Genomic DNA, 20,097 nt, shown 5'->3' with positions numbered 1-20,097 from the left:
ATGCCGGCCTTCGCCGGCATGAGCGGAGAATGAGGCCCGCGCCTCGAGTTCCAATGCGCCGTCAGCGGACAGGACCCATCCTCTCCGCAAATCCCGGACGGAAAACCGGGTCCCACTTTTCCTGGGATTTGCTCTAGGGCCGATCGTTCGGCGTGATGACGAAAGGCTGGGACGCCGGGTCCGCATCGGAGCGCTGACCGGCGGGCGGCACCGTCGGCGCGCTAGGCCTTGAGCCGGGCGCCGGCCCGATCTCGATCGGAGGGCCCAGCGGCCCCAGCGGCTCCGGCTGCAAAAGGCGGAACCGACGGTCGATCAGCGACCCGATCGCATCCTGCGGCTCCTCACGAAGCGTGCCTGCGGGCGGGAGGTTGACCGGAGCGGCGCCATTGTCGCCGTCGGGCGCAATATCAGTTCGCGGCTGGATGGGCGGCAGCGGCGTCTCGGTGGGGACCGACCCCTCGGGGACGGTGTCAGATGCTGCGTCTGCGGCCTCCGCGTCCTGCCGGGCCTGCTCCTCGGCCTGACGCCTGGCCTCTTCTTCCGCCGCCTGCCGGCGCGCTTCCTCTTCGGCCTGGCGTCGCGCCTCTTCCTCACGACGCTGACGTGCTTCCTCCGCCCGGCGCTCCTCTTCCAGGCGACGCAGCAGTTCTTCCTGCTGACGGCGGCGTTCCTGAAGCTGCCGCTCCATCTCTTCCAGCCGCCGGCGCTCCTGCTCGGTCTGGCGCAGCGTCAGATATCCGACCAGCGGGCCCACATCGAGCGTCGCCTCGGGCGCCTGGAGCGGTCCGTCCAGGAGCACGCGGAGATCGGCAGTCACGTCCGGGACCAGATCCGGCTCGGGCGGTACGAGGCTGAGGCCGACCGTGCCGTCGAGGGTCCAGTTGAGGAAATCGAGCGCCCCCGCCCCGGTGATCTCGGTGTCGCCGGCATCGACCGCCACCTCGCCGATCCGGGCCGTGCCGGAGGCGAAATTGATGGTACCCGAAATCTGCCGGTACGGCAGAGGCCGGTCGTCCAGCGCCTCGGCCACCAGATCCCTTACGGAGGTTTCGTCGACGGCCGCACCCCGATCGGAGGCGGAGATAGCGGCTTGCAGGGCACCAGGGTTCAGCCCTCGGATCTCGCCGTCCCGCGCCGTGAACGTGCCGCTTCCCGACGAGGCGGCCACCATGGCCGAGACCGACCGTCCGATCGCCTCGAACTCGGCAGAAAGTTCGAGCGCGCCCGTTGCGACCGGCGCACCATCGACCGACCAGACCAGCGACGCGAGATCCGCCTCCGACAGATCGAGACGGCCGGAGAGCGTGGCCTGTCCGTCGCTGCGGGTCAGATCGAGGGCGCCTGCGAGAGAGCCGCCGGCGTAGGAAGCGCTCAGATCGGAGAGAGACAGCCGCTCCGGCGCCAGCGACAGCCCGAACGTCGCCTCGCTCAGCTCGCGGGCACCGACCCACAGCCGGTCCGTGGTCACGTCCAGCTCCAGCCGCGCCCCGGATAGCGCCGGACCGCCGAAGGCTGCATCCGGCCAGCCGGACGCATCGGCGCCGGCGTAGGTCCACGCCTCAGATCCCAGAACGAGTTCGCTGAGGAGCTGAAGATCGACCTCCCCGACCGTGAGATCTCCGGCCAGGAGTGTGGCCTGGTCCGACTGCTCCAGGGTTCCCTGACCGGATACCGACACGCCGGCGAGGTCGCCGGTGAAATCCTCGACGGACAACGCGGCGGGCGGGCCGGACAGATGGGCCGACAGCGTGACTGGTATACCGCCTGCCAGAAGCGGGAGCGAGCGGCCGAGCGCGAGAGCCGGCACGGAGACATCCTCGGTCTGAAGCGACGCCTCGAGATCGACCCGCGCGCCCTCCACGGGAAGCGCCACATCGCCGGACAGCGTCACACTGGTTTCGGCGAGCCGCGCGTCGAGATCTGTCTCGAGGCCGCGGCGCGGCGTGCCGCTGACGCTCAGGCTGAGGCTGCCGTCCGTTCCGCCGCCGACCGGCAGCGCAGCAAGGCCGAGCTGGCGCATCAGAACGTCGCCCGAGGGATTGTTGGCCTGGAGACGGACGCCGATCTCCCCTTCGCGCCAGTCGGACACGGATCCGGTCATCTCCGAGGAGGCCTGCAGCTCCGTGCCGGCCAGCGTACCCCCGAGGCTCGCCGTGAGGGTGCCGCCCCGTCGCAGCTGACGGCCGGACACCTCGAACGAAAGGTCGGCTGGCGCGAGATCGGGTGCGGCTTCGCTCAGGCGCCGGCTGACCGCGCTGCCGGGAGCCAGCGTCTGGGCAAGCCCGGCCAGCGCGCCGAGGTCGTCACCGGTGATCCGGCCCGTTACCGTACCGCTTGCGCCGGTATCCACTTCGCCAAGCTGGCCGGACGCACGGATGTGGCTTCCTCCGAGGTCGGCCAGATCAAATGTATCGACCGTGAGAGACCCGTCGATCAGGGCCGCATCGAGCGACAGCGCCCCGGCCTCGATCCCGCCCATCCGGGTCGCATCGGCGGTCAGATAGAGCGTGATATCGTGATCCAGCCCGGTCAGCCCGGCGAGCGGGAAGCCGCTGCCCGAAACCGTATCGGCAAGCGAAAGCAGTGGCCGGACGTCCAAGCTGTCGGCCCTCAGGTCCATGTCGACAGCACCGCGCACGGTGCCCGACTGCGGACGGTAACGCACAGAGCCGAGCAGCGTCGTCTCGCCTGTCTCAAGCCGCATGGCGGGCATGGCGACGTCCCCGGCGGCAACCTCGATGGCGCCATCGAGACGCACGCGGGAGCGGACCGGCACCGCGCCGCCGTCACGCCCCTGCCACCAGCGGACGAACGCGCCGGGCTTGTCGGAGACGATCTCCGCCTCACCGGAATAGCGCATTGGCTCGGTGACGATGAGACGGCCCGACGTGGCCGCGGCCGTTTCGCCGGGAAGCCGCGCACGGGCGGACACGATCCGCCAGCCATCGCCGACTGGGCGCGCCTCGACCACCAGATTCTCGATCAGCGCGCCACCGGCCACGACGGAGGCGAGCCGGGCATTGACCACACCCTCGCTTCCGATCAGCGGGACCGCCGCGAGGAAATCGGTCAGCGGCGCGAGCTTCTCGATCGGGCGATCCGCCTCCCCGCCCCGGCCGATCGCGTTCATGAGCCCGTCGACGTCCATCTGGCGCGAGGACAGGGTGAGACGGAACCCTTGATCGGTGAGGAAGGGAACCGACAGCGCGGCCTGCATCACCAACGGCCGGTCGATCGGACCATAGCGCACCTCGGCCTCCGAGACGCTGAGGCCGTTGGCGGACGCGCTCAGGAGCCCTTCTATCCGCCAAGGTACGGCGTCTTCCTCCTCGTCCGTCTCGGGCGGACGGGGCGCCACCGTGAGCGCGCCGGTCAGTTCGGCCGGCGAACTGGAGAAGACCGCCTGGCCGTCGAGGGAGTAATTCACCGCGCGGCCGACCGGACTGACCCGCGCCTTCACGGTCAGCGGCGAGCCGGCGACGTAGCTGCCGGACACCACACGGAATTCGTACGGGGTCCCCTCGACCGAAAGGTCGCCCTGGGCATCGAACGGTCCGTGAATGGACCGGCCCGACCCCGACAGGGCAATGTCGTCGATACGCGTGGTGTCACCGGTCCGCCGGTCGGCGATCAGGAGGCGCCCGTCGACCACATCGATGTCGTCAAAGCGGACATTTGCCGGATCTACCCATTCGAGCGGCCCGTCGGCGAGGTTGAGTGTCGGGCCGCGTACGCTGCCGTCGGGTTCCACGGTCAGCCGGATCTCCGGACCGACGAAGGTCAGCGCGACCACGTCGACCTGCCGCTTCAGGAGCGGCGAGAGATCGATTTCCAGCTCCACGCGATCGGCAGTGAGGATCGGATTGTCCTGGGGACCCACCCGAACGGTGTCGAGCGCAATACGGGGAGCGGGAAGCAGACGCACGTCGGCCTCGCCCAGAACGCGGACCTCCTCCCCGAGCAGCTTTTCCGCCTGGGCCTCGATGAGATCACGATAGACGGTCCAATCGACCAGGAACGGTCCGACGAGCGCAGCGGTGAGCACCATTATCACCGCAACCCCGAGGCTGATGAAGAACGCGTTCAGCGCCCGCCTCCGTCTTGCTCTCCAGCCGCGCCGGACCGGGTGACATCACCGGTTTCCGGACAAGCGGCGCCTCATTCCATCCACTCGCCGTGGCCGCACGCCGAGCCTAGAGCCTTCTGCGCTCGGATGGAAACACCCGAGCGACTGGAAATGGCCCGAAATTCAAAGGGTTGGCCGACGTCGTTTCGGTTCAGCTCCCGACCACATCACGGATGATCTTGCCCGGGTTCATGATATCGAGCGGATCGATCGCCTGTTTGACCATGGCCATGAAATCGACGGCATCGCCGAGTTCCGCCCGCAGATACTTGGCCTTGCCGTGTCCGATGCCGTGCTCGCCGGTGCAGGTTCCGTCCATGGCGATCGCCCGGTCCACGAGGCGTCCCATGTACGCCTTGGCCTTCGCGACCTCCTCCGGGTCGTCCATGTTCACCAGCAGCGCGACGTGGAAGTTGCCGTCTCCCACATGGCCGACGATCGGGCCGAAAAGGCCGGTCTCGTCGAGATCCCGGCGGCTCTCGGTGATGCACTCGGCCAGTCGAGAGATCGGGACGCACACGTCGGTGGCCACCGCCTTGGAGCCGGGGCGAAGCGCCACGCAGGCCCAATAAGCGTCGTGCCGGGCCTGCCACAGCCGGGTCCGGTCTTCCGGCGCGCGGGCCCATTCGAACCCGCCGCCTCCGAACTCTGCGGCGATCTCGCCGAACATTTCCGCCTGCTCCCGGACCCCGTTCTCCGAGCCGTGGAACTCCAGGAGCAGCGTCGGGGCTTCGGCCATGTCGAGTTTCGAATAGGCGTTGCAGGCCTTGACCTGCTGCTCGTCCAGAAGCTCGATCCGGGCGACCGGGATGCCCGACTGGATGGTCGCGATGACGGCGTTGCAGGCGCCTTCCAGCGTCTCGAACGGACAGACGCCTGCGGTGATCGCTTCGGGAATGCCGTGCAGCCTGAGGGTCAGTTCCGTGATGATGCCGAGCGTGCCTTCCGCCCCGATCATGAGCCGGGTCAGGTCGTAACCGGCCGAGCTCTTCTTGGCGCGGGTGCCGGTGGTGATGATGCGTCCGTCCGGCATGACGGCCTTCAACGAGAGCACGACGTCCTTCATCGTGCCGTAGCGCACCGCGTTGGTGCCGGAGGCACGGGTCGAGGCCATGCCGCCGAGGCTCGCGTCGGCACCGGGATCGATCGGAAAGAAAAGGCCCTGATCGCGCAGATATTCGTTGAGCTGCTTGCGGGTCACCCCGGGCTCGATCACGCAGTCGAGATCCTCGGCATGCACGGCAACGATCCGGTTCATCCGCGACACGTCGATGGACACGCCGCCGTGCGGCGCGTTGACCTGACCTTCGAGAGAGGTTCCCGTTCCAAACGGGATGACGGGGACCCGGTGCTCGGCGCACAGGCGCACGATCTCCGACACCTCCTCGGCGGTCTCGGCGAACACGACCGCATCCGGCGGCAGCGTTTCGAGCCACGTGGTGGTGTTGCCGTGCTGCTCGCGGATCGACGCGCCTGTCTGGCAGCGCTCCGCGAAGCGGTCCTGAAGCCGGGCCACGACCCGGGCGAGCCCTTCCCCGTCGGGGCGGGCCATGCGGATGGTTTCCGCGCTCATGTCATTCGATCTCCCAAACGCGACGCATCGCGCGGCCGCCTGTCCGGTCGGGCCGGGCGCGATCCGGCTTCCGCCCGCACCTTGCGCTCCGGCCGGACGGTCAGTCCTATCACGTGCGTTTCGCACGGGCGAAGACATCTGCGCAATTGCAAGTCCCTTGGGATGAGCCGCACAATCGATGTTGACCGGCCGCACCCTTTCGCGACCCTAGCAAAAAGGCGATGATCTCCAAAGCGGAAGGCCTGTCCGCTGCACCATGCGACGTCCCTGGCACAAGGAAGGCTCAATGGCACTCATCGACGTTCCCGCCCCGCTCGTGGCGCCAGACGCCAGCGTCGAAGAAGCCTGGATCGACTACAACGGCCACATGAACGTCGCCTACTACATCGTGCTTTTCGACCGGGGCACCGATCACGCCTTCGATCATCTCGACATCGGCGGAGCCTACCGGGCCCGGGAAGGATGCTCCTTCTTCACGGTGGAAAGCCGGACCTCCTATGTCAGGGAACTGACTCTGGGCGACAGCGTGACGACGTCGATGCAGATCATCGATCACGACGACAAGCGTCTCCACACCTTCCAGGAGATGCACCACGCCACTGACGGCTTCCTCGCCGCAACGCTGGAAACGCTTTTCCTTCACATCGACATGGATGCCCGCAAGGCGGTGCCGTGGTCAGGCGACGTCGACGAGCGCATCCGCGCGGCCGTGTCCGCTCACCGGGCACTTCCCCGTCCCGAACGCCTGGGCCGTGCGATCGGCATCCCGAGATGACCGACCGGGCGGGCGGGAAAGCCTCCGGCCGCGGCTTGCCTCCACGCTGCAACCGAAGGCTAATGAACCATTCGAGATGAAAGCGATTCGGCGCTGAATCGCACGAGACCATGAACGATAAGAACCGCCCAGAGGACGCGTCGCGGGAGCCGGAGGAGCCGCCCGTCACCTTCCTGTGGAGCGGCATCAGGCCGAACCTCGTCACCTTCCTTGCCGGCCGTCAGCCGCTGATCTGGATTCTGGCTCTGGTGGTCGGCGCGGTGGTCGCCGTCGCTGCGATCATCTTCCGCCTCCTGATCGGGCTGGTGCAGTTCCCCTGGCTCGGCACCACCGGCGAGAACGTCGTCACTGCTGCAGCCACCGTGCCCTGGTATCTGATCGTCCTGGTTCCGGCCGGGGGCGGCCTGGTGGTGGGTATCCTGCTGCACACGATCCAGCCGCTACGCCGCACCTACTCGGTGGCGGACGTCATCGAGGCGAGCGAACGGGTCGGCCGAAGCCTGCCGTTCTGGCCGGGCATCTCGTCTGCGCTGCTAACGGCGTTCTCGCTCGGTGTCGGCGCCAGCGCCGGCCGCGAGGGTCCGGTCGTGCATCTGGGCGCGACGCTGGGCACCGACATTTCCCGCGCCTTCCGCCTTCCCGATGCCAGCAAGCGGATTCTGCTGGGGTGCGGCGTGGCGAGCGGGATCGCGGCGTCGTTCAACGCGCCGATCGCCGGCGTCCTGTTCGCCCACGAGGTCGTCCTCGGACACTACGCGCTGACGGCCTTCGTGCCGATCGTCATCGCCTCGGTTGTGGGCGCGCTCCTGTCCCGCATCTGGTTCGGAGACGTGGCGGCGTTCGTGATTCCCTCCCACCAGATCACCTCCTACTGGGAGCTGCCCGCGTTCGCGCTGCTCGGCGTCGCCTGTGCGGCCGTGGCCATCCTGTTTCACCTGGCGCTGCTCGGTTCGGAATGGATTGCCACCCACGCCCGTCTGCCGGTCTGGATCATGCCGGCGCTCGGCGGGCTGGCGGTCGGCGGCATCGGCGTCGCCTATCCGGAAATCCTGGGCGTCGGCTACGAGACGACCGACGCCGCGCTCAAGAACCAGCTGTCGATCAAGGCGATGCTGATCCTGCTGGTCGTGAAAGCGGCGGCCACGAGCATTTCGCTCGCCTCCCGCTTCGGCGGCGGGATCTTCTCGCCATCGCTCTATCTGGGTGCGATGGCCGGCGGCGCGTTCGGGCTGATCGCCGCCGAGGCGTTTCCCGAACTCGCCTCAAGCGAGGGGCTCTATTCGCTGCTCGGCATGGGCGGGGTGGCCGCGTCCATGCTCGGCGCGCCGATCTCGACCACGATGATCGTGTTCGAACTGACCGGCGGCTACGGCCTGTCGATCGCCCTGCTTCTCACGGTTGCGATCTCCAACGGGCTGTCGCTCGCCGTGCTCGGCCGGTCGTATTTCGAGACCCAGCTGATCATGCGCGGATCGCGCCCGATCGGCGGAAAGCGCCCCCCTCCGCCTCAGGAATAGTGGTTGCGCACCACCGCGCCGGCGATTTCGGGCGACTCGATCACCCCGACCACGTCTTCCGGACGCGGCACGCCGGCCTCGCCTTCGCGCAGGATGATCGCGAAGGAGCGGCTGCGCTTGTTCATCCGGGTGATGATGGAGTTGAGGATGTTGCTCTCCGGCGCCACCACGTAGTCGCCGGCCATCAGCGACCGCAGCGTCTGGCCTTGGTGGGCCGGCTGATAGGGCACCGAGCCGAACCGGACGTAGCCGGCGATGCGCTGATCCTCGGTCACGATGACATGGGTGCCCGGTTCGCCCGTGATGTGGGTCAGCGCCTCGCTGACGGAGGTGTCGGCCGGCAGGATCACGAAGCGCTGGCTCATCAGTTCCCGGGCCGGCTGGACCAGATACATGTTGGTGTGGCGCACCATCGGGATCGGCTTGCCGCGGCGGCGCAGCTTCACCGTGTAGATGTTGACCGCGATCAGATAGCGCCGGACGCCGACCGCGAGCGCGACGGCCAGCACCAGCGGCACGATGACGTTGTAGTCGCGGGTCATCTCGAAGATCATGACGATCGCGGTCATCGACGCGCCCGTGGCCCCGCCGACGAGCGCCCCCATGCCGACCACGGCGAACTCCTCGACGGAGAACACACCCGGCAGGATCTGCGCGCCGATCGCGCCCACCGCACCCCCGAGGGTCGCCCCGATGAAGAGAGACGGCGAGAACACGCCGCCGGACGCACCCGCACCCAGGCTGACACTGGTCGCGACGATCTTGGCGACGAGCAGCACCAGCAGGAAGAGCGCGGCACTCATGCCGCCGTCGAGGATGTCCTGGATCGTCGCGTAGCCGACGCCGGCGGTGTGATAGTGGCCGGTGACCGAGAACAGCAGATAGCTGAGCCCGCCGACCATCAGCATGCCGATGATGGAGCGGGTGTAGTCGTTGCCCGGAATCTTCGGGAAGAAGTCCTCGGTGGCCGCCAGGAAGCGGATGAACGCCCACGACGCCACGCCGCCCAGCACGCCGAGGATCGCGAACCCGAGCAGCGCCTCCGGTGCAAGCGCTGCGTGTTTGGGATCGGCGGCAATCGGGACCAGGAAGGCCGGATCGAGACCGAACACGATGCGGCCGATATAGGTCGCCGTCGCGGTCGCAACGACGACAGGCAGGAAGGTGCGGCTGGAAACTTCCGGCAGAAGCAGCTCGACCGCGAACAGGACGCCGCCGAGCGGCGTGTTGAAGGTCGCCGCAATGCCGGCGCCGGCACCGGCCGACAGCAGCGTGATCTTCTGCCAGCGCGGCAGGTTCAGCCAGCGCGCCATGGTGGAGCCGAACGAGGCCCCGATCTGGATGATCGGCCCCTCGCGACCGACGGAGGCGCCGGAACCGATGGAGATCGCCGAAGCGATCGACTTCACGATGGCCACGACTCCGCGAACGTTCCCGGAGTTGTGGTAGACGGCGTACATGACCTCCGGAACGCCGTGACCCTTGGCTTCCGGCGCAAAGGTCTTCACCAGCCACACCACGACGAGACCGCCGACCACCGGCGCCAGGATGACGAACGGGCCCCACAGGCTCGGCGGATCGTACTGGTTGGCGTCGTAGCTCCAGCCGAAGGTGCCGAGAAAAAGCAGATTGTGGGTCACCGAGATCATGACCCGGAATACAACCGCGCCGGCTGCCGCCACCAGACCGATCAGGAAGGCGATGAGGCACAGCGCCGGCATCGCAACCACCCGCTCTCGCGGCTCGACCTCCGGGTTCGAGGGGTCGGCGGGCGAAGGCGCGGATGCTGTATCGGTCATTGTCCCAGAGGGGTCGAGCGGTTGCAGGTCGGGGCGGGAATGGGCGACCGTGGTGCACCCGCCCCCATTCAGAGTCAAGCAAGGCACCGCGCGCCGATTTCGCCATGCGACTTTTTTCCAAGACGCCGAACGGCCGATGCTTCACAGTTCCCGCCATGGAACAGATGAGCCAGAGCGAGGCGCTTCGCCGCACGGAATTGACCGCCCGCGACCGGGTCGCCTTCTGGCGTGCACCGCGGTTCGACTCGCTCGAATGCCTGTCGGCAACCTTCCGCACCCACGAATACGCCCAGCACACCCATGAGACCTACGTGGTGGGCACAATCGTCACCGGATGCGAAACCTTCCGCGTCCGCGGGGAGCGGCATTATGCCGTCCCGGGAGAGCTCTGCTTCGTCAATCCGGACGAGGTCCACGACGGCAGCCCCGCAGAGGACGGCTACAGCTACCGGATGACCTATCCGTCCCAGGCGCTGATGATCGGCCTGGTGGAGGAACTGACCGACCGTCCCTGCACGGGCACCCCCTTCTTTCCGGCCCCGATCGTGCGCGATCCGCAGCTTGCGGAACGGTTCGTGGCCGCCCACCGGCGGCTCGGGGAGACCGGCGACAGCCTCGGCCAGGACGAAGCGCTCCTCGGCGTCTACAGCGAGGCGCTGGCGCGGTACGCGCGCGTGGTCGTGCGGCCGACCGGATCGGAGCCGTCCGCCGTCCGGATGGCGATCGACTATCTGGAGGCCCATTATCGCAGCGATGTCAGCCTGCCCGAACTCGCCGGCGTGGCCGGCCTCTCCCGGACGGGCCTGATCCGGGCCTTCCGGGACGCGACCGGCCTGACCCCGCATGCCTGGCTCACCGACCGGCGGGTGCGGGCGGCACGCGCCGCGCTAGCCGCCGGCGAGGCCCCCTCAGATGTGGCGCTCTCCTGCGGCTTCTACGATCAGAGCCATCTCAACCGCGCCTTCAAGGCCCGCGTCGGCGTCACGCCGGGAGCCTACCGGGTCCGGTGACGACGCCGGACCGTCGTCCGGCCTCCGGCAACTGTCCGACACGTGCACGCACGAAATCCCCCGCGAGCGAAAACCGACCATGCCGTCCCCGTCACGACCTGCAAACCGCTCCTCAGATCTGGCGAGCGGCGCCCTCGCGATCCTGCCGATCGCCGGTGCCGCCATCCCCTTCGGCGTCCTTTGGGGCGCACTGGCGGCTCAAAAGGGCCTGTCGCCCCTGGAAGCGCTGATGATGTCGGCGGTGGTGCTCGCGGGCGCGTCGCAGTTCGTCGCCATCGATTTGTGGGCGCATCCGATCCCGATCGCGACGGTGGTCGTCGCCACCTTCCTGGTGAACACCCGCCACATCCTGATGGGAACCTCGCTTCTGCCGAAGATGGATGCGTTCCCGAAGCGCTGGAAACCGGTCGCGTTGTTCTTTCTGGTGGACGAGGTCTGGGCGCTCGCGGAAAAGCGCGCCCGGGAGGGACCGCTGACCCCGGCCTACTATGCCGGGATGGCTGCCGTGATCTCGAGCGCCTGGCTCGCCTGGACCACGCTTGGCGCCCTTCTCGGCGCCGGAGTCGGCGATCCGACCCGCTACGGCTTCGATTTCGCTTTCACGGCCCTGTTCATCGGGCTTCTGATGAGCTTCCGCGCGACGCCGGGTTTCGTGACAGTGGTCGTCGCAGCGGCGGCCGGCTCGACGCTCGTTCATCTCGTCGCACCCGGTCCGCTCGCAATCGCCGCCGGCGCGGTCGCAGGCGTCGCCGCCGCCACGCTGCGGCCCATGAAGAGAGAGCAGCAGTTGTGAACGTCGATCCAGTCACCCTCGTGACCATCCTGCTGATGGGCATTGCCACCTACTCCACCCGGCTGGCGGGGCTTGTGCTGGTGCGCCGGGTGCCGGCCAGCGGCCGGCTCCGCAATGCTCTTGAAGCGGTCCCGGCCGCGGTACTGACCGCGCTTGTGGCCCCGGCCGTACTGGCAGGAGGGCTGGCGGAACTGATCGCTGGAGCCGTCGCCCTTCTCGCCGCGCTGCGCTTTCCGCTGCTCGCCGTTGTCGTCCTCGGCGCGGCCACGGCAGGCCTGCTGCGCGCCGCCGGGCTCTAGCACCAAACTGCATGCAGCAGCGCGATGAGGCCCCAACCAGAGTGGAAAGCGTGGGACCCGGAGGTTAGGCGCTGTAGACGAGAAGCCGGTTCAGCTTGCCCGCGCCATCGATCAGAACAAGCGTCCTGTAATCGGGGTTCTCCAGAATCGAGAGGATCGTCGGATGCATCTCTCTGGTCATCGGGAACCACACGTACCAACTGGGATCATCCGAGTCCCGGAAGAAGAACGTGGAGCCTTCCGAGCTGGGAAAATCGCAGATGGCGGTAATCTTGCCGACCCTCTGGGTAAGACCATCGATCTCAAGGGAGCTCAGCAATTCCTGTGGAATTTTCGACAACTCCGTCATTCGATCCCCCATCGATGAATGGCGCCATGGCGCCGCGCAGCCGCACCCTCAGCGGCACCTTATGAAGGTACTCCCCTAATGCGTGTATATCAATAGAAATACACTTATTGGTTTAGTTTAAGGTGCGATTCAGCTCTTCCGGGCAGCCTTTCGCATCCGCAAAACGGCGAAGTGAACCGCCTTTTCACCCCACGATCGGCCGGGTCGCCTCGATCAGCCACGCACGTTCCTGCGGATCCAGGCTGCCCGCCAGCGCGCCCTGGACCCTCAGGTGATAGCAGTCGAGCCAGGCGATCTCGGCCGGCGCCAGGAGACGGGGCAGGATCAGGCGCCGATCGATCGGTGCGAGCGTCAGAGTCTCGAACCCGAGCATCTCGCGCTCGCCTCCGGGAATCGGAGCGGCCGGCGTCACGAGCACCAGGTTCTCGATCCGGATGCCGTAGTGGTCGGGGCGATAGTAGCCCGGCTCGTTGGAAACGATCATGCCCGGCTTCAGCGCGGCATGGCCGAGCTTGGAAATGCGCTGCGGTCCCTCGTGCACGGAGAGATAGGCGCCCACGCCGTGACCCGTGCCGTGATCGAAATCGTGACCTGTGCGCCAGAGGGCGATCCGGGCCAGCGCGTCGAGCTGGGCGCCTGAGGTTCCATCCGGGAACCGGGCCATCGCGATCTGGATGTGGCCCTTGAGCACCTGGGTGAAGCGCACCTTCATCTCGTCGCTCGGCGCGCCGAAGGGCACCGTCCGGGTCACGTCGGTGGTGCCGTCGAGATACTGGCCGCCGGAATCGATCAGAAACAGCTCGCCCGTCTCGATCCGCCGGTCGGTCCGTTCCGTGACCCGGTAGTGGACGATGGCACCGTGTTCCCCGGCCCCGGAAATGGTGTCGAAGGAAATCTCCTTCAGCGCGCCGGTCTCGGACCGGAACGTCTCGAGCGCCTTCACGGCCTCGATCTCGGAAAATCCGGTTTCCTGCCGATCGAGCCAATGAAGGAACCGAACCAGCGCCACACCGTCGCGCTGGTGCGCAGCCCGGCTTCCGCCGATTTCCGCAACCGTCTTGACCGCCTTCTGCGGGACGACCGGATCCTGGTTTTCCAGTACTGTCCCGCCGGCCGCCTCGACCGAACGCACGTAAACCTCGGGGGTCTGGTCCGGGTCGACGAGGACCGTGGCGCCCGCGCTGCCGAGATCGGCCAGCCGTGTCTGAAGCGTCGAGGGATCGGCCACGTCCGCGATCGTCTCCAGCGCATCCCGGACTTCGTTCGTGAGCTTCCGTGAATCCACGAACAGCGCAGGACGGCCATCGGCAAAGACGAGCGCATTGGCGAGCGTCACCGGGGTGTGCGGAATGTCGGAGCCCCGGATGTTGAACAGCCAGGCCACGGAATCGGTAGCCGTAAGGACAGCGGCGGCAGCGCCCTTGTCCCGCAGCACGCCCTGCAGCGCGCGGATCTTGTCCGACGCGCTCCGTCCGGCCAGATGCTCGGGATAGAGCACCACTTCCGCCAGCGGCGGCTCGGGACGGTCGTCCCAGACGGCATCGAGGGGATTGGCGTCGAGCGCGATCAGCTCCGCATCGGCCTTGCGGCAGGCCGCCTCGAACCGCTGAACCTCCGACCGGGTGTGCAGTCTCGGATCGAAGCCGATTTTCATGCCGGAGGTCAGCCGCTCCTGGAGCCAGACCGACGGCTTCGTCTCGGCGATCGCAACGGGCGAGAACGCTTCGGTATCAACCTGCCGGCGCACCTGGGTGGTGTAGCGTCCGTCCACGAACACCGCCGCCTCGTCGGCCAGAACCACGGCAAGGCCGGCGGACCCGGTGAACCCGGTCAGCCAGGCCAGGCGCTCGGCCGACGGCGGAACGTATTCGCCCTGATACTCGTCGGCGCGGGGCACGATGAAGCCATCGACACCGATCCGGGCGAGTTCGGCCCTCAGGCGCCCCAGTCGCTGAGCGCCCGTACTCGGATCCGCGCCGTCGCCGAACGTCTGAAACATGTCTTTCTCCTTCGCAGCGGCGCCCGATCGGCCGGACAGCTGAGCAAATTCCAGAAACCGGCGCTATCTCCTGTCGCCCGGATGGGTCCACCCGGCGAAAACGGCTCCGACCCTGACAACTGAGCCTATATGGGCCATCCGGACCCGCGTTGTCAGCCGCCCCGACGACAATGCGATGCCTAAGCAGGCAGCCATCTGCCTACGGCACTGCATCAAAATTATGCTGCATTGCAAAATAGGCAGGGCTGGCATGCGGCCACGCGTGTTGCTCAGACCTCAGAGGTCCTTATGTTGCACTGCAAGAAACGGGAGCGACGCCCCGGAATCGTGTCACCAAGGGATAAGGATTTCACCATGGCCATGACGACGACGTCCGGCGATTTTCGACTGACGGGCAGCGAGCGCGAGCACTCGGCCCTGCACCGACTGATGAGCCGGATCATTACTGCGCGCCAGCGCCAGGCTGAGCGCGCGATCAACGCCTACCTGCTGAGCCTCGACGACAAGTCGCTCGAGCAGCTGGGCTACGAGCGCAAGAGCCTCGAGAAGAACGCCTCGGGCAGCTATCCGTTTCTCTGACCGGAGCGCTTGAGCAGCTATCCCGAACCGAACGTTCGGACGAATTCAAGAAACGGGTCCTTTCCTCCTCCCAAAGGACCCCGACTACGGGCGGTTGGTCGCAAGGCCAGCCGCCCGTTTCATTTTCAGCGGGCCCTCATCACCAGCGTGGCCCAGGCGCCGATGCGGTAGGCCCTGACCATCGCGAACCGGTGCGCGCCGTAGACCGACCGGATCCGCCATTCATCCGCCAGGCGCAGCCCCGACAGGACGATGCGCCCGTCCGGTGCGATGGAGCGGCGGACATCCGGAGCGAGTGCGGCCAGCGGCCGGGCCAGGATGTTCGCCACGATCAGACCGGGCTGCGCGTCCCGAAGCAGCTTATGGGCGAAACCGGCCGCGGCGACCGTCTCCACCCGGCCGCCCACACCGAAGGCGCGCAGGTTCGCCTGCGCCACGTCGACGGCGATCGGATCGATGTCGCTGGCGACGACGCGCGCCACCCCGAGCCGGACCATCGCGGCGGCCAGAACGCCCGTTCCAGTGCCGAGATCGATCGCTTCCGCCGGCAGCAGGCCCTGTTTCGCCAGCGCCTCGATCGCCAGCAGGCAGCCGACCGTGGTCTCGTGGTGTCCGGTCCCGAAGGCCTGTCCCGCATCGATCTCCAGCCGCCAGCGCGACGGCGGTACCTTTGCCCGGTCATGGCTCCCGAAAATCGTGAAGCGCCCGGCGCGGACCGGTACGAGGCCCGCCAGGCTCATCGCCACCCAGTCCTCGTCCCCGAGCCATTCAGCGTTGAGTTTCTTGGCCAGATCGGGATCGTCCAGTCCGGCCCGGATCTCCCGAAGCACCTCGTCGGCATCGTCCACGTCGTAGAGAAGCGCCTCGACGGTCCAGGGCCCCTCGTCCACCACCTCGAATCGCGAGAGCGCAGCGGCGCGATCGCCGAGCGCGGTCTCCAGCCGGGCTTCGGCTGCGGCCGCCTGGTCGGCGGCCACGGTACAGGCGAGCTTCAGGACCCGCGCCGGCTCCGTCCCGTCACGCGTCATCGCTGCGCCCATCGCTGGCCTTCGCCTCGGCGTCGGCGGGCGCGTCGGATTTGCGGGACCGCGCCTGCTGCTTTCGGCGTCGCAGATTGGCGCGCAGTTCCGCTGCGAGGCGTTCGGCCCGCTCGTCGTCGCGCGAGCGCGGCGCACCGGGTGATCTCTCATTTTTCGTCAAAAGGTCCGTCTCCGTCGACAGCGCGGCCCGACCCGCTCAAAGAACGCCACGGGGCCGGGATTGCGCGAGGCTGTGCGCAGACCTCCGAAGGACGGTCAACGAGCCTTGCGCAGGTCAAAAGCCTGTGGCACAACGCGGCTCGCTCGGGATGGCGCGGCAACGCCGGTTCGTCAAGTCGGGCGTTCCCGCCGATCCATCGTTCACCTGGCCGGCCGATCCTGGGATCGGCACTACGGCGATCCGAACCGGTGGCGGGCGGGCCTGCGCTTCACGGCAGCGCGGCCTTCCGGTGGCCCTTCTTATGAAGGAGCCGGAGATCGCGGACAGTGGACGGGGTGGTTTTTCCCGAAGCCGCCTTGATCCGGAGCGAGGCTCCTTGTAACTGAACGGGACCGGCTGCTGCCGTAGCTCAGGGGTAGAGCACTCCCTTGGTAAGGGAGAGGTCGAGAGTTCAAATCTCTCCGGCAGCACCATTTTGAAGGCGTCTGGCGCCTCAGCCCTGCCCGATATTCTTCCGCGAACCTGAGAGTTGTCAGATCCCGCCATCGCGCTTGGGCAGCGGGTTCATGTCCATCTTGAGCACCTCGTCGAACCCCTCCTCGAAAAGCACCGCCCGACAGGCATCCAGCACGTCCGGATCGTAGCGCTCGCCTCGGCCCTTCTCGAGCTCAGCGAGCGCCTCCTCGAGGCTGGCGGGATCGCGATAGGGGCGTCGTGAAGTCATGGCTTCGATGGCGTCGGCCACGGCGACGATGCGGCCCGGAAGGCCCACGTCATCTCCCTTGAGCCCGGACGGGTAGCCGCTTCCGTCGAGCCGCTCGTGATGCTGCAGGACCGACAGCACGATGTCGTCGCTCAAGCCGACACCCTGGATGATCTCGTATCCGGCGCGCGCATGGGTCTGGACCAGCGCATATTCTTCTTTTGTCAGCTTGCCGGGCTTGGTCAGGATATCGATCGGGACGGCTATCTTGCCGATGTCGTGGATGAGCGCGCCGAGACGCATGTCGCCGATCCGCTCGGCGGGGAGATCCAGCCGGCGCGCGATCGCCTCGACGAGGTCCGCCACGCGGCGCTGGTGGCCGGCAGTGAACGGATCGCGTTTCTCGATGGTGCGCGCCAACGCGTCGATCGTCTTTTCGAACAGCTCGCGCTCGCGCTGGGCGGAGCGCTCCAGAAGGGCGATCCGACCGGCCTCCGCCTCCTGAACCTCCGCTTCACGATCCATCGCCCGGATCGCATACCAGAGATCCTCACCCACGTTGGCGAGGATTTCGTGGTCGGTCTCGCTCAGTTCCTCGGTCGTCCGGCTAAAGACCGAGAGGGTCCCCCAAGTCGGCTCGCCACCCCCGATCGGAATCACGATTTCGGAGCCGAGTTCGTTCTCATTGATGGCTTTGCTCCAGGCTGCCACGCGTGGATCCTCCGCCAGGGTCCTGGAGACCTGGACCTGACCGGACCGGATCGCCTCGCCGACCAGCCCGTGTCCTTCCGGAACGTCCTGTGACCATGAGACGGAGACTTGGCCTGGCAGGTCTTTATAGGGACCTGCGCTGGCAGCGACAGTGACGGTCTTATTCTCGTCGCGATCTGCCGCGCCGATCCAGACCAGAGGGAAACCACCCGTTTCAGCGAGATCACGGCATACCGCATCGAACATGGAGCGCTTGTCCCGGGAAAAGACGATGGCGCGCGTCGCCCGCAGGAGCGCGCGCAGGGCGCGATTGGCGTTCTCGACCTGCTCCCGCAGGATCTCCCGATCCGAGACCTCCGTATGGACACCAACGATCTCGTCGGGTGCTCCGTTCTTGTCGAGCAGCAGCCTTCCCCTGGACATCACCCACATCAGCCGGCCGCTCTCGTGACGCACCCGATAGACCAGTTCGATCTGCTCCGACCGACGATCCAGATGGGACTGAAGGGTCGTCTCGACCCAATCCCTGTCCTCCGGATCGATTCTGTTGAGCCAGTCTTCCCGCGAGAAGGGACGGTCCGGCTCTCCGATCAACGATCCGAATCCGGGGAGCGCCTCAGCACGGTCCTTGCGAATATCGAAGCGAAACGCCGTGCTGCCCGAGGATTCCAGGGAGATGGACAGCAGGTCCCGGGCATTTTGCAGTTCGATGCCCGCAGCACCCAGCCGGCTGAAGTGGCGGTGCGCGAGACCGAAGAGGATCGCCGTGCAGCCAAGCACGAAGACGATGCCCTTGACGGACTGAGCATAGGCGACCCCGGCCGAGGTCGTGACGAACTGAGCGACGAGCAAATCGGTCATGATCACCCAAGCGCCTGCGGCCACCAGAAAGATGGCAGCGCCCTGGATGGCCTTCCGAAGAGGCGGTTCAACGCGCATGGGCAACTCCCAACCAGCGGAGTATCAGATAAGGCTGCAGATCTGATCGCCCGCAACCCTTGGCTGCTCCAAACCTAGAGTTCGAACCCGAAGTTCCCGTCAGGTCAACCGGTAGAAGCGCGGGCGCGCTGTTGGCGCAACGGACGACAAGCCGCGGCGCCATGACCCGCGCATCCCGATCGCCCATCGATGCCCAAGCCAAGACTGCCTCGACGATGGGAACGGCGATGCGCTCCAAATTCGTTCGGAGATCCCCCGCCGTTGGCAGCCACACCGGTGCCGGGAGCGCGAACCGTGCATCCACGCTGCAAAAGACGGTTCAGACCCGCCGCGGCCGGTATCGGATCAACTCGTCAGGCGACGAAGCAGGCGCTTGAGCGTCGCAACATCGACCGCATCGACCTCGGTCAGCCCCTCGATCTCGAAGCGTTCGGCGTGCTCGATCAAGGTCTTGAAGCGTGACGCCCCGGCTTCAGTCAGCCGCAGACCTCCGTCGCCTCCGGGCGCCACCAGTCCCTGGCCGGCGAGACGGTCGATCGCCTCATCGGTGGTCTGGGAGCCGAGATAGCTGCCGCGGCTGATCTGCTCGCGGTCGGCGCCGGAGCGCAGCGAGAGATAGGCAAGCACCCGCATCTCGGGCCCGGTGATGCCCTCCCGGTCCAGATGGGTGGAGAAGGCCTCGAAGAGAGTGGAATAGGCACGATGCAGCAGGGGAATCAGGAAGTCGTCGTAGGGATGACGCTCCCCCGGCGGGGTGGCGGCAGTGGCCTGCTCGTCCACCAGCGGATGCTCCGCGGTGACCCCGTAGCGGCCGCGGGCGAAAACCAGCCCTTCCCTGTCATAGCGGGCGAAGCGCTCAACACGGCCGATCATGATGAGGTGGTCGCCCCCATCGTGCTCGACATGGCGGGCACACTCGAACACGGCCGCCGTGCCGGGAAGAACGGGCGCGCCGCCGAGGCCCGAGGACCATTCGATGTCCTCGAACTTGTCCGCGCCCGGCCGGGCGAACCGATTCGACTGATCGAGCTGCTCCTTGGACAGTACATTCACCGCGAAATGGGTCGCGCGCATGAACACGGGAAGGCTCTTCGCTTCCCGGACGATCGACCAGAGGATCAACGGCGGATCGAGCGACACCGAGGAAAAGGAGTTGGCCGTCATACCGACCACGGTACCGTCCTGCGGGTCCATGGCGGTGATCACGGTCACACCGGTCGCGAACTGCCCCAGCGTTCGCCGCAGGGCACGCGGATCCGTGTCGTCCACGGATCCCGCCTCGGCAGGCTCTTCGAAAGTTGGCGATTTATTCACGCGGCCCGATATCCCAGCTCGGTGAGCAGAACGCACCAGACCCTCCCGCGGGAGCGCCTGAACGACGTCGAACAGCTGGGAACCTACGACACAGCAGCGCATGTCGCATAGAGCGAAAGTCGGCTCCGGCCATCGCAGTGCGACGATTGGCGCTGGCAGTTTCCCTGATACCCCATTGCGGCATTATCGATAATCGCGGATCAGTTGTTATCGATTCTGAATTGCGTCGAAACTTGAGGTAGCAATGGGCGGAACACGGGAAGCCGCGGCTTTTCTCCCCGCCGAAACGCTTGCAGGACCGGATCCATGATTTCGGAATCAAGTGTCCCCTGCATAGGATTGCTGTCGCGGGATGGGAGATATGCGCCAATATCGCCTTGCGTTGTCGCATATATTGGGCAAAAAACGAAT

Annotated in this window: 14 protein-coding genes and 1 tRNA gene; 7 read left to right on the top strand and 8 right to left on the bottom strand. The window is 66.9% G+C overall.

Features of this window, described 5'->3' with window-relative positions:
* Window positions 1-133 precede the first annotated feature (133 nt).
* The gene (locus tag J2S73_RS08635) at window positions 134-4,087 is read right to left on the bottom strand and encodes an AsmA family protein (RefSeq protein ID WP_370874435.1); all 3,954 of its coding nucleotides are present in this window, start codon (window positions 4,085-4,087) and stop codon (window positions 134-136) included.
* 190 nt (window positions 4,088-4,277) lie between these two features.
* Window positions 4,278-5,699: an FAD-linked oxidase C-terminal domain-containing protein gene (locus J2S73_RS08630; protein WP_306885112.1), complete on the bottom strand. Its 1,422-nt coding sequence runs from the start codon at window positions 5,697-5,699 to the stop codon at window positions 4,278-4,280.
* Between the two features lie 286 nt (window positions 5,700-5,985).
* On the opposite strand from J2S73_RS08630, the gene J2S73_RS08625 reads away from it, so the two are divergent.
* Together J2S73_RS08625 and J2S73_RS08620 are read left to right on the top strand one after the other, a co-directional pair.
* Complete coding sequence (locus J2S73_RS08625) at window positions 5,986-6,474, top strand: thioesterase family protein (RefSeq protein WP_306885111.1); 489 nt, start codon at window positions 5,986-5,988, stop codon at window positions 6,472-6,474.
* Window positions 6,475-6,584: 110 nt separating this feature from the next.
* Entirely contained in the window at window positions 6,585-7,991 is a 1,407-nt protein-coding gene (locus J2S73_RS08620; protein ID WP_306885110.1) for a chloride channel protein, read from the top strand.
* Here the strand turns inward: J2S73_RS08620 and J2S73_RS08615 are convergent.
* Window positions 7,982-9,790, bottom strand: coding sequence for a chloride channel protein (locus J2S73_RS08615; RefSeq protein ID WP_306885109.1), 1,809 nt, complete (start codon window positions 9,788-9,790; stop codon window positions 7,982-7,984). The genes J2S73_RS08620 and J2S73_RS08615 overlap by 10 nt on opposite strands.
* Window positions 9,791-9,894: 104 nt before the next feature.
* Here J2S73_RS08615 and J2S73_RS08610 point away from each other — a divergent pair, with 104 nt between their 5' ends.
* From J2S73_RS08610 to J2S73_RS08600, 3 genes are all read left to right on the top strand, one after another.
* Window positions 9,895-10,800 carry an AraC family transcriptional regulator gene (locus J2S73_RS08610; RefSeq protein ID WP_306885108.1) on the top strand — a complete coding sequence of 302 codons (906 nt, stop codon included), beginning with the start codon at window positions 9,895-9,897 and terminating at the stop codon, window positions 10,798-10,800.
* A gap of 79 nt (window positions 10,801-10,879) precedes the next feature.
* The gene (locus J2S73_RS08605) at window positions 10,880-11,593 is read left to right on the top strand and encodes an AzlC family ABC transporter permease (protein WP_306885107.1); all 714 of its coding nucleotides are present in this window, start codon (window positions 10,880-10,882) and stop codon (window positions 11,591-11,593) included.
* Window positions 11,590-11,892 carry an AzlD family protein gene (locus J2S73_RS08600; RefSeq protein ID WP_306885106.1) on the top strand — a complete coding sequence of 101 codons (303 nt, stop codon included), beginning with the start codon at window positions 11,590-11,592 and terminating at the stop codon, window positions 11,890-11,892. The genes J2S73_RS08605 and J2S73_RS08600 overlap by 4 nt, the downstream gene beginning before the upstream one ends.
* Before the next feature lie 64 nt (window positions 11,893-11,956).
* Here the strand turns inward: J2S73_RS08600 and J2S73_RS08595 are convergent, their stop codons facing one another.
* On the bottom strand, window positions 11,957-12,241 hold the full coding sequence (locus tag J2S73_RS08595) for a hypothetical protein (protein WP_306885105.1): 285 nt from the start codon (window positions 12,239-12,241) through the stop codon (window positions 11,957-11,959).
* A 184-nt stretch (window positions 12,242-12,425) separates the two neighbouring features.
* Window positions 12,426-14,240, bottom strand: coding sequence for an aminopeptidase P family protein (locus J2S73_RS08590; protein ID WP_306885104.1), 1,815 nt, complete (start codon window positions 14,238-14,240; stop codon window positions 12,426-12,428).
* A gap of 354 nt (window positions 14,241-14,594) precedes the next feature.
* Here J2S73_RS08590 and J2S73_RS08585 point away from each other — a divergent pair, with 354 nt between their 5' ends.
* Window positions 14,595-14,819, top strand: coding sequence for a hypothetical protein (locus tag J2S73_RS08585; protein ID WP_306885103.1), 225 nt, complete (start codon window positions 14,595-14,597; stop codon window positions 14,817-14,819).
* A 125-nt stretch (window positions 14,820-14,944) separates the two neighbouring features.
* Here J2S73_RS08585 and J2S73_RS08580 read toward each other — a convergent pair whose 3' ends face one another.
* The gene (locus J2S73_RS08580; RefSeq protein ID WP_306885102.1) at window positions 14,945-15,859 is read right to left on the bottom strand and encodes a 50S ribosomal protein L11 methyltransferase; all 915 of its coding nucleotides are present in this window, start codon (window positions 15,857-15,859) and stop codon (window positions 14,945-14,947) included.
* Window positions 15,860-16,417: 558 nt separating this feature from the next.
* Between J2S73_RS08580 and J2S73_RS08575 the strand changes: the two genes are divergently transcribed.
* Window positions 16,418-16,492, top strand: a tRNA-Thr gene (locus J2S73_RS08575).
* Window positions 16,493-16,551: 59 nt separating this feature from the next.
* Here the strand turns inward: J2S73_RS08575 and J2S73_RS08570 are convergent.
* Together J2S73_RS08570 and J2S73_RS08565 are read right to left on the bottom strand one after the other, a co-directional pair.
* The gene (locus J2S73_RS08570; protein WP_306885101.1) at window positions 16,552-18,372 is read right to left on the bottom strand and encodes an HD domain-containing phosphohydrolase; all 1,821 of its coding nucleotides are present in this window, start codon (window positions 18,370-18,372) and stop codon (window positions 16,552-16,554) included.
* Between the two features lie 345 nt (window positions 18,373-18,717).
* On the bottom strand, window positions 18,718-19,641 hold the full coding sequence (locus J2S73_RS08565; protein WP_306885100.1) for a flavin reductase: 924 nt from the start codon (window positions 19,639-19,641) through the stop codon (window positions 18,718-18,720).
* Between the last annotated feature and the right edge of the window lie 456 nt (window positions 19,642-20,097).

It is taken from the genome of Amorphus orientalis (assembly GCF_030814015.1).
Taxonomy (GTDB): Bacteria; Pseudomonadota; Alphaproteobacteria; order Rhizobiales; family Amorphaceae; genus Amorphus; species Amorphus orientalis.
Note: the sequence above shows the minus strand (reverse complement) of the source record. Positions and strands in the feature narration are given on the sequence as shown.

What these genes read in the sequence shown, in the direction of transcription:
- J2S73_RS08630 (WP_306885112.1), bottom strand. Translation starts at nt 5,699, where the DNA reads ATGAGCGCGGAAACCATCCGCATGGCCCGCCCCGACGGGGAAGGGCTC.
- J2S73_RS08625 (WP_306885111.1), top strand. Translation starts at nt 5,986, where the DNA reads ATGGCACTCATCGACGTTCCCGCCCCGCTCGTGGCGCCAGACGCCAGC.
- J2S73_RS08620 (WP_306885110.1), top strand. Translation starts at nt 6,585, where the DNA reads ATGAACGATAAGAACCGCCCAGAGGACGCGTCGCGGGAGCCGGAGGAG.
- J2S73_RS08615 (WP_306885109.1), bottom strand. Translation starts at nt 9,790, where the DNA reads ATGACCGATACAGCATCCGCGCCTTCGCCCGCCGACCCCTCGAACCCG.
- J2S73_RS08610 (WP_306885108.1), top strand. Translation starts at nt 9,895, where the DNA reads ATGCGACTTTTTTCCAAGACGCCGAACGGCCGATGCTTCACAGTTCCC.
- J2S73_RS08605 (WP_306885107.1), top strand. Translation starts at nt 10,880, where the DNA reads ATGCCGTCCCCGTCACGACCTGCAAACCGCTCCTCAGATCTGGCGAGC.
- J2S73_RS08595 (WP_306885105.1), bottom strand. Translation starts at nt 12,241, where the DNA reads ATGACGGAGTTGTCGAAAATTCCACAGGAATTGCTGAGCTCCCTTGAG.
- J2S73_RS08590 (WP_306885104.1), bottom strand. Translation starts at nt 14,240, where the DNA reads ATGTTTCAGACGTTCGGCGACGGCGCGGATCCGAGTACGGGCGCTCAG.
- J2S73_RS08585 (WP_306885103.1), top strand. Translation starts at nt 14,595, where the DNA reads ATGGCCATGACGACGACGTCCGGCGATTTTCGACTGACGGGCAGCGAG.
- J2S73_RS08580 (WP_306885102.1), bottom strand. Translation starts at nt 15,859, where the DNA reads ATGGGCGCAGCGATGACGCGTGACGGGACGGAGCCGGCGCGGGTCCTG.
- J2S73_RS08570 (WP_306885101.1), bottom strand. Translation starts at nt 18,372, where the DNA reads ATGCGCGTTGAACCGCCTCTTCGGAAGGCCATCCAGGGCGCTGCCATC.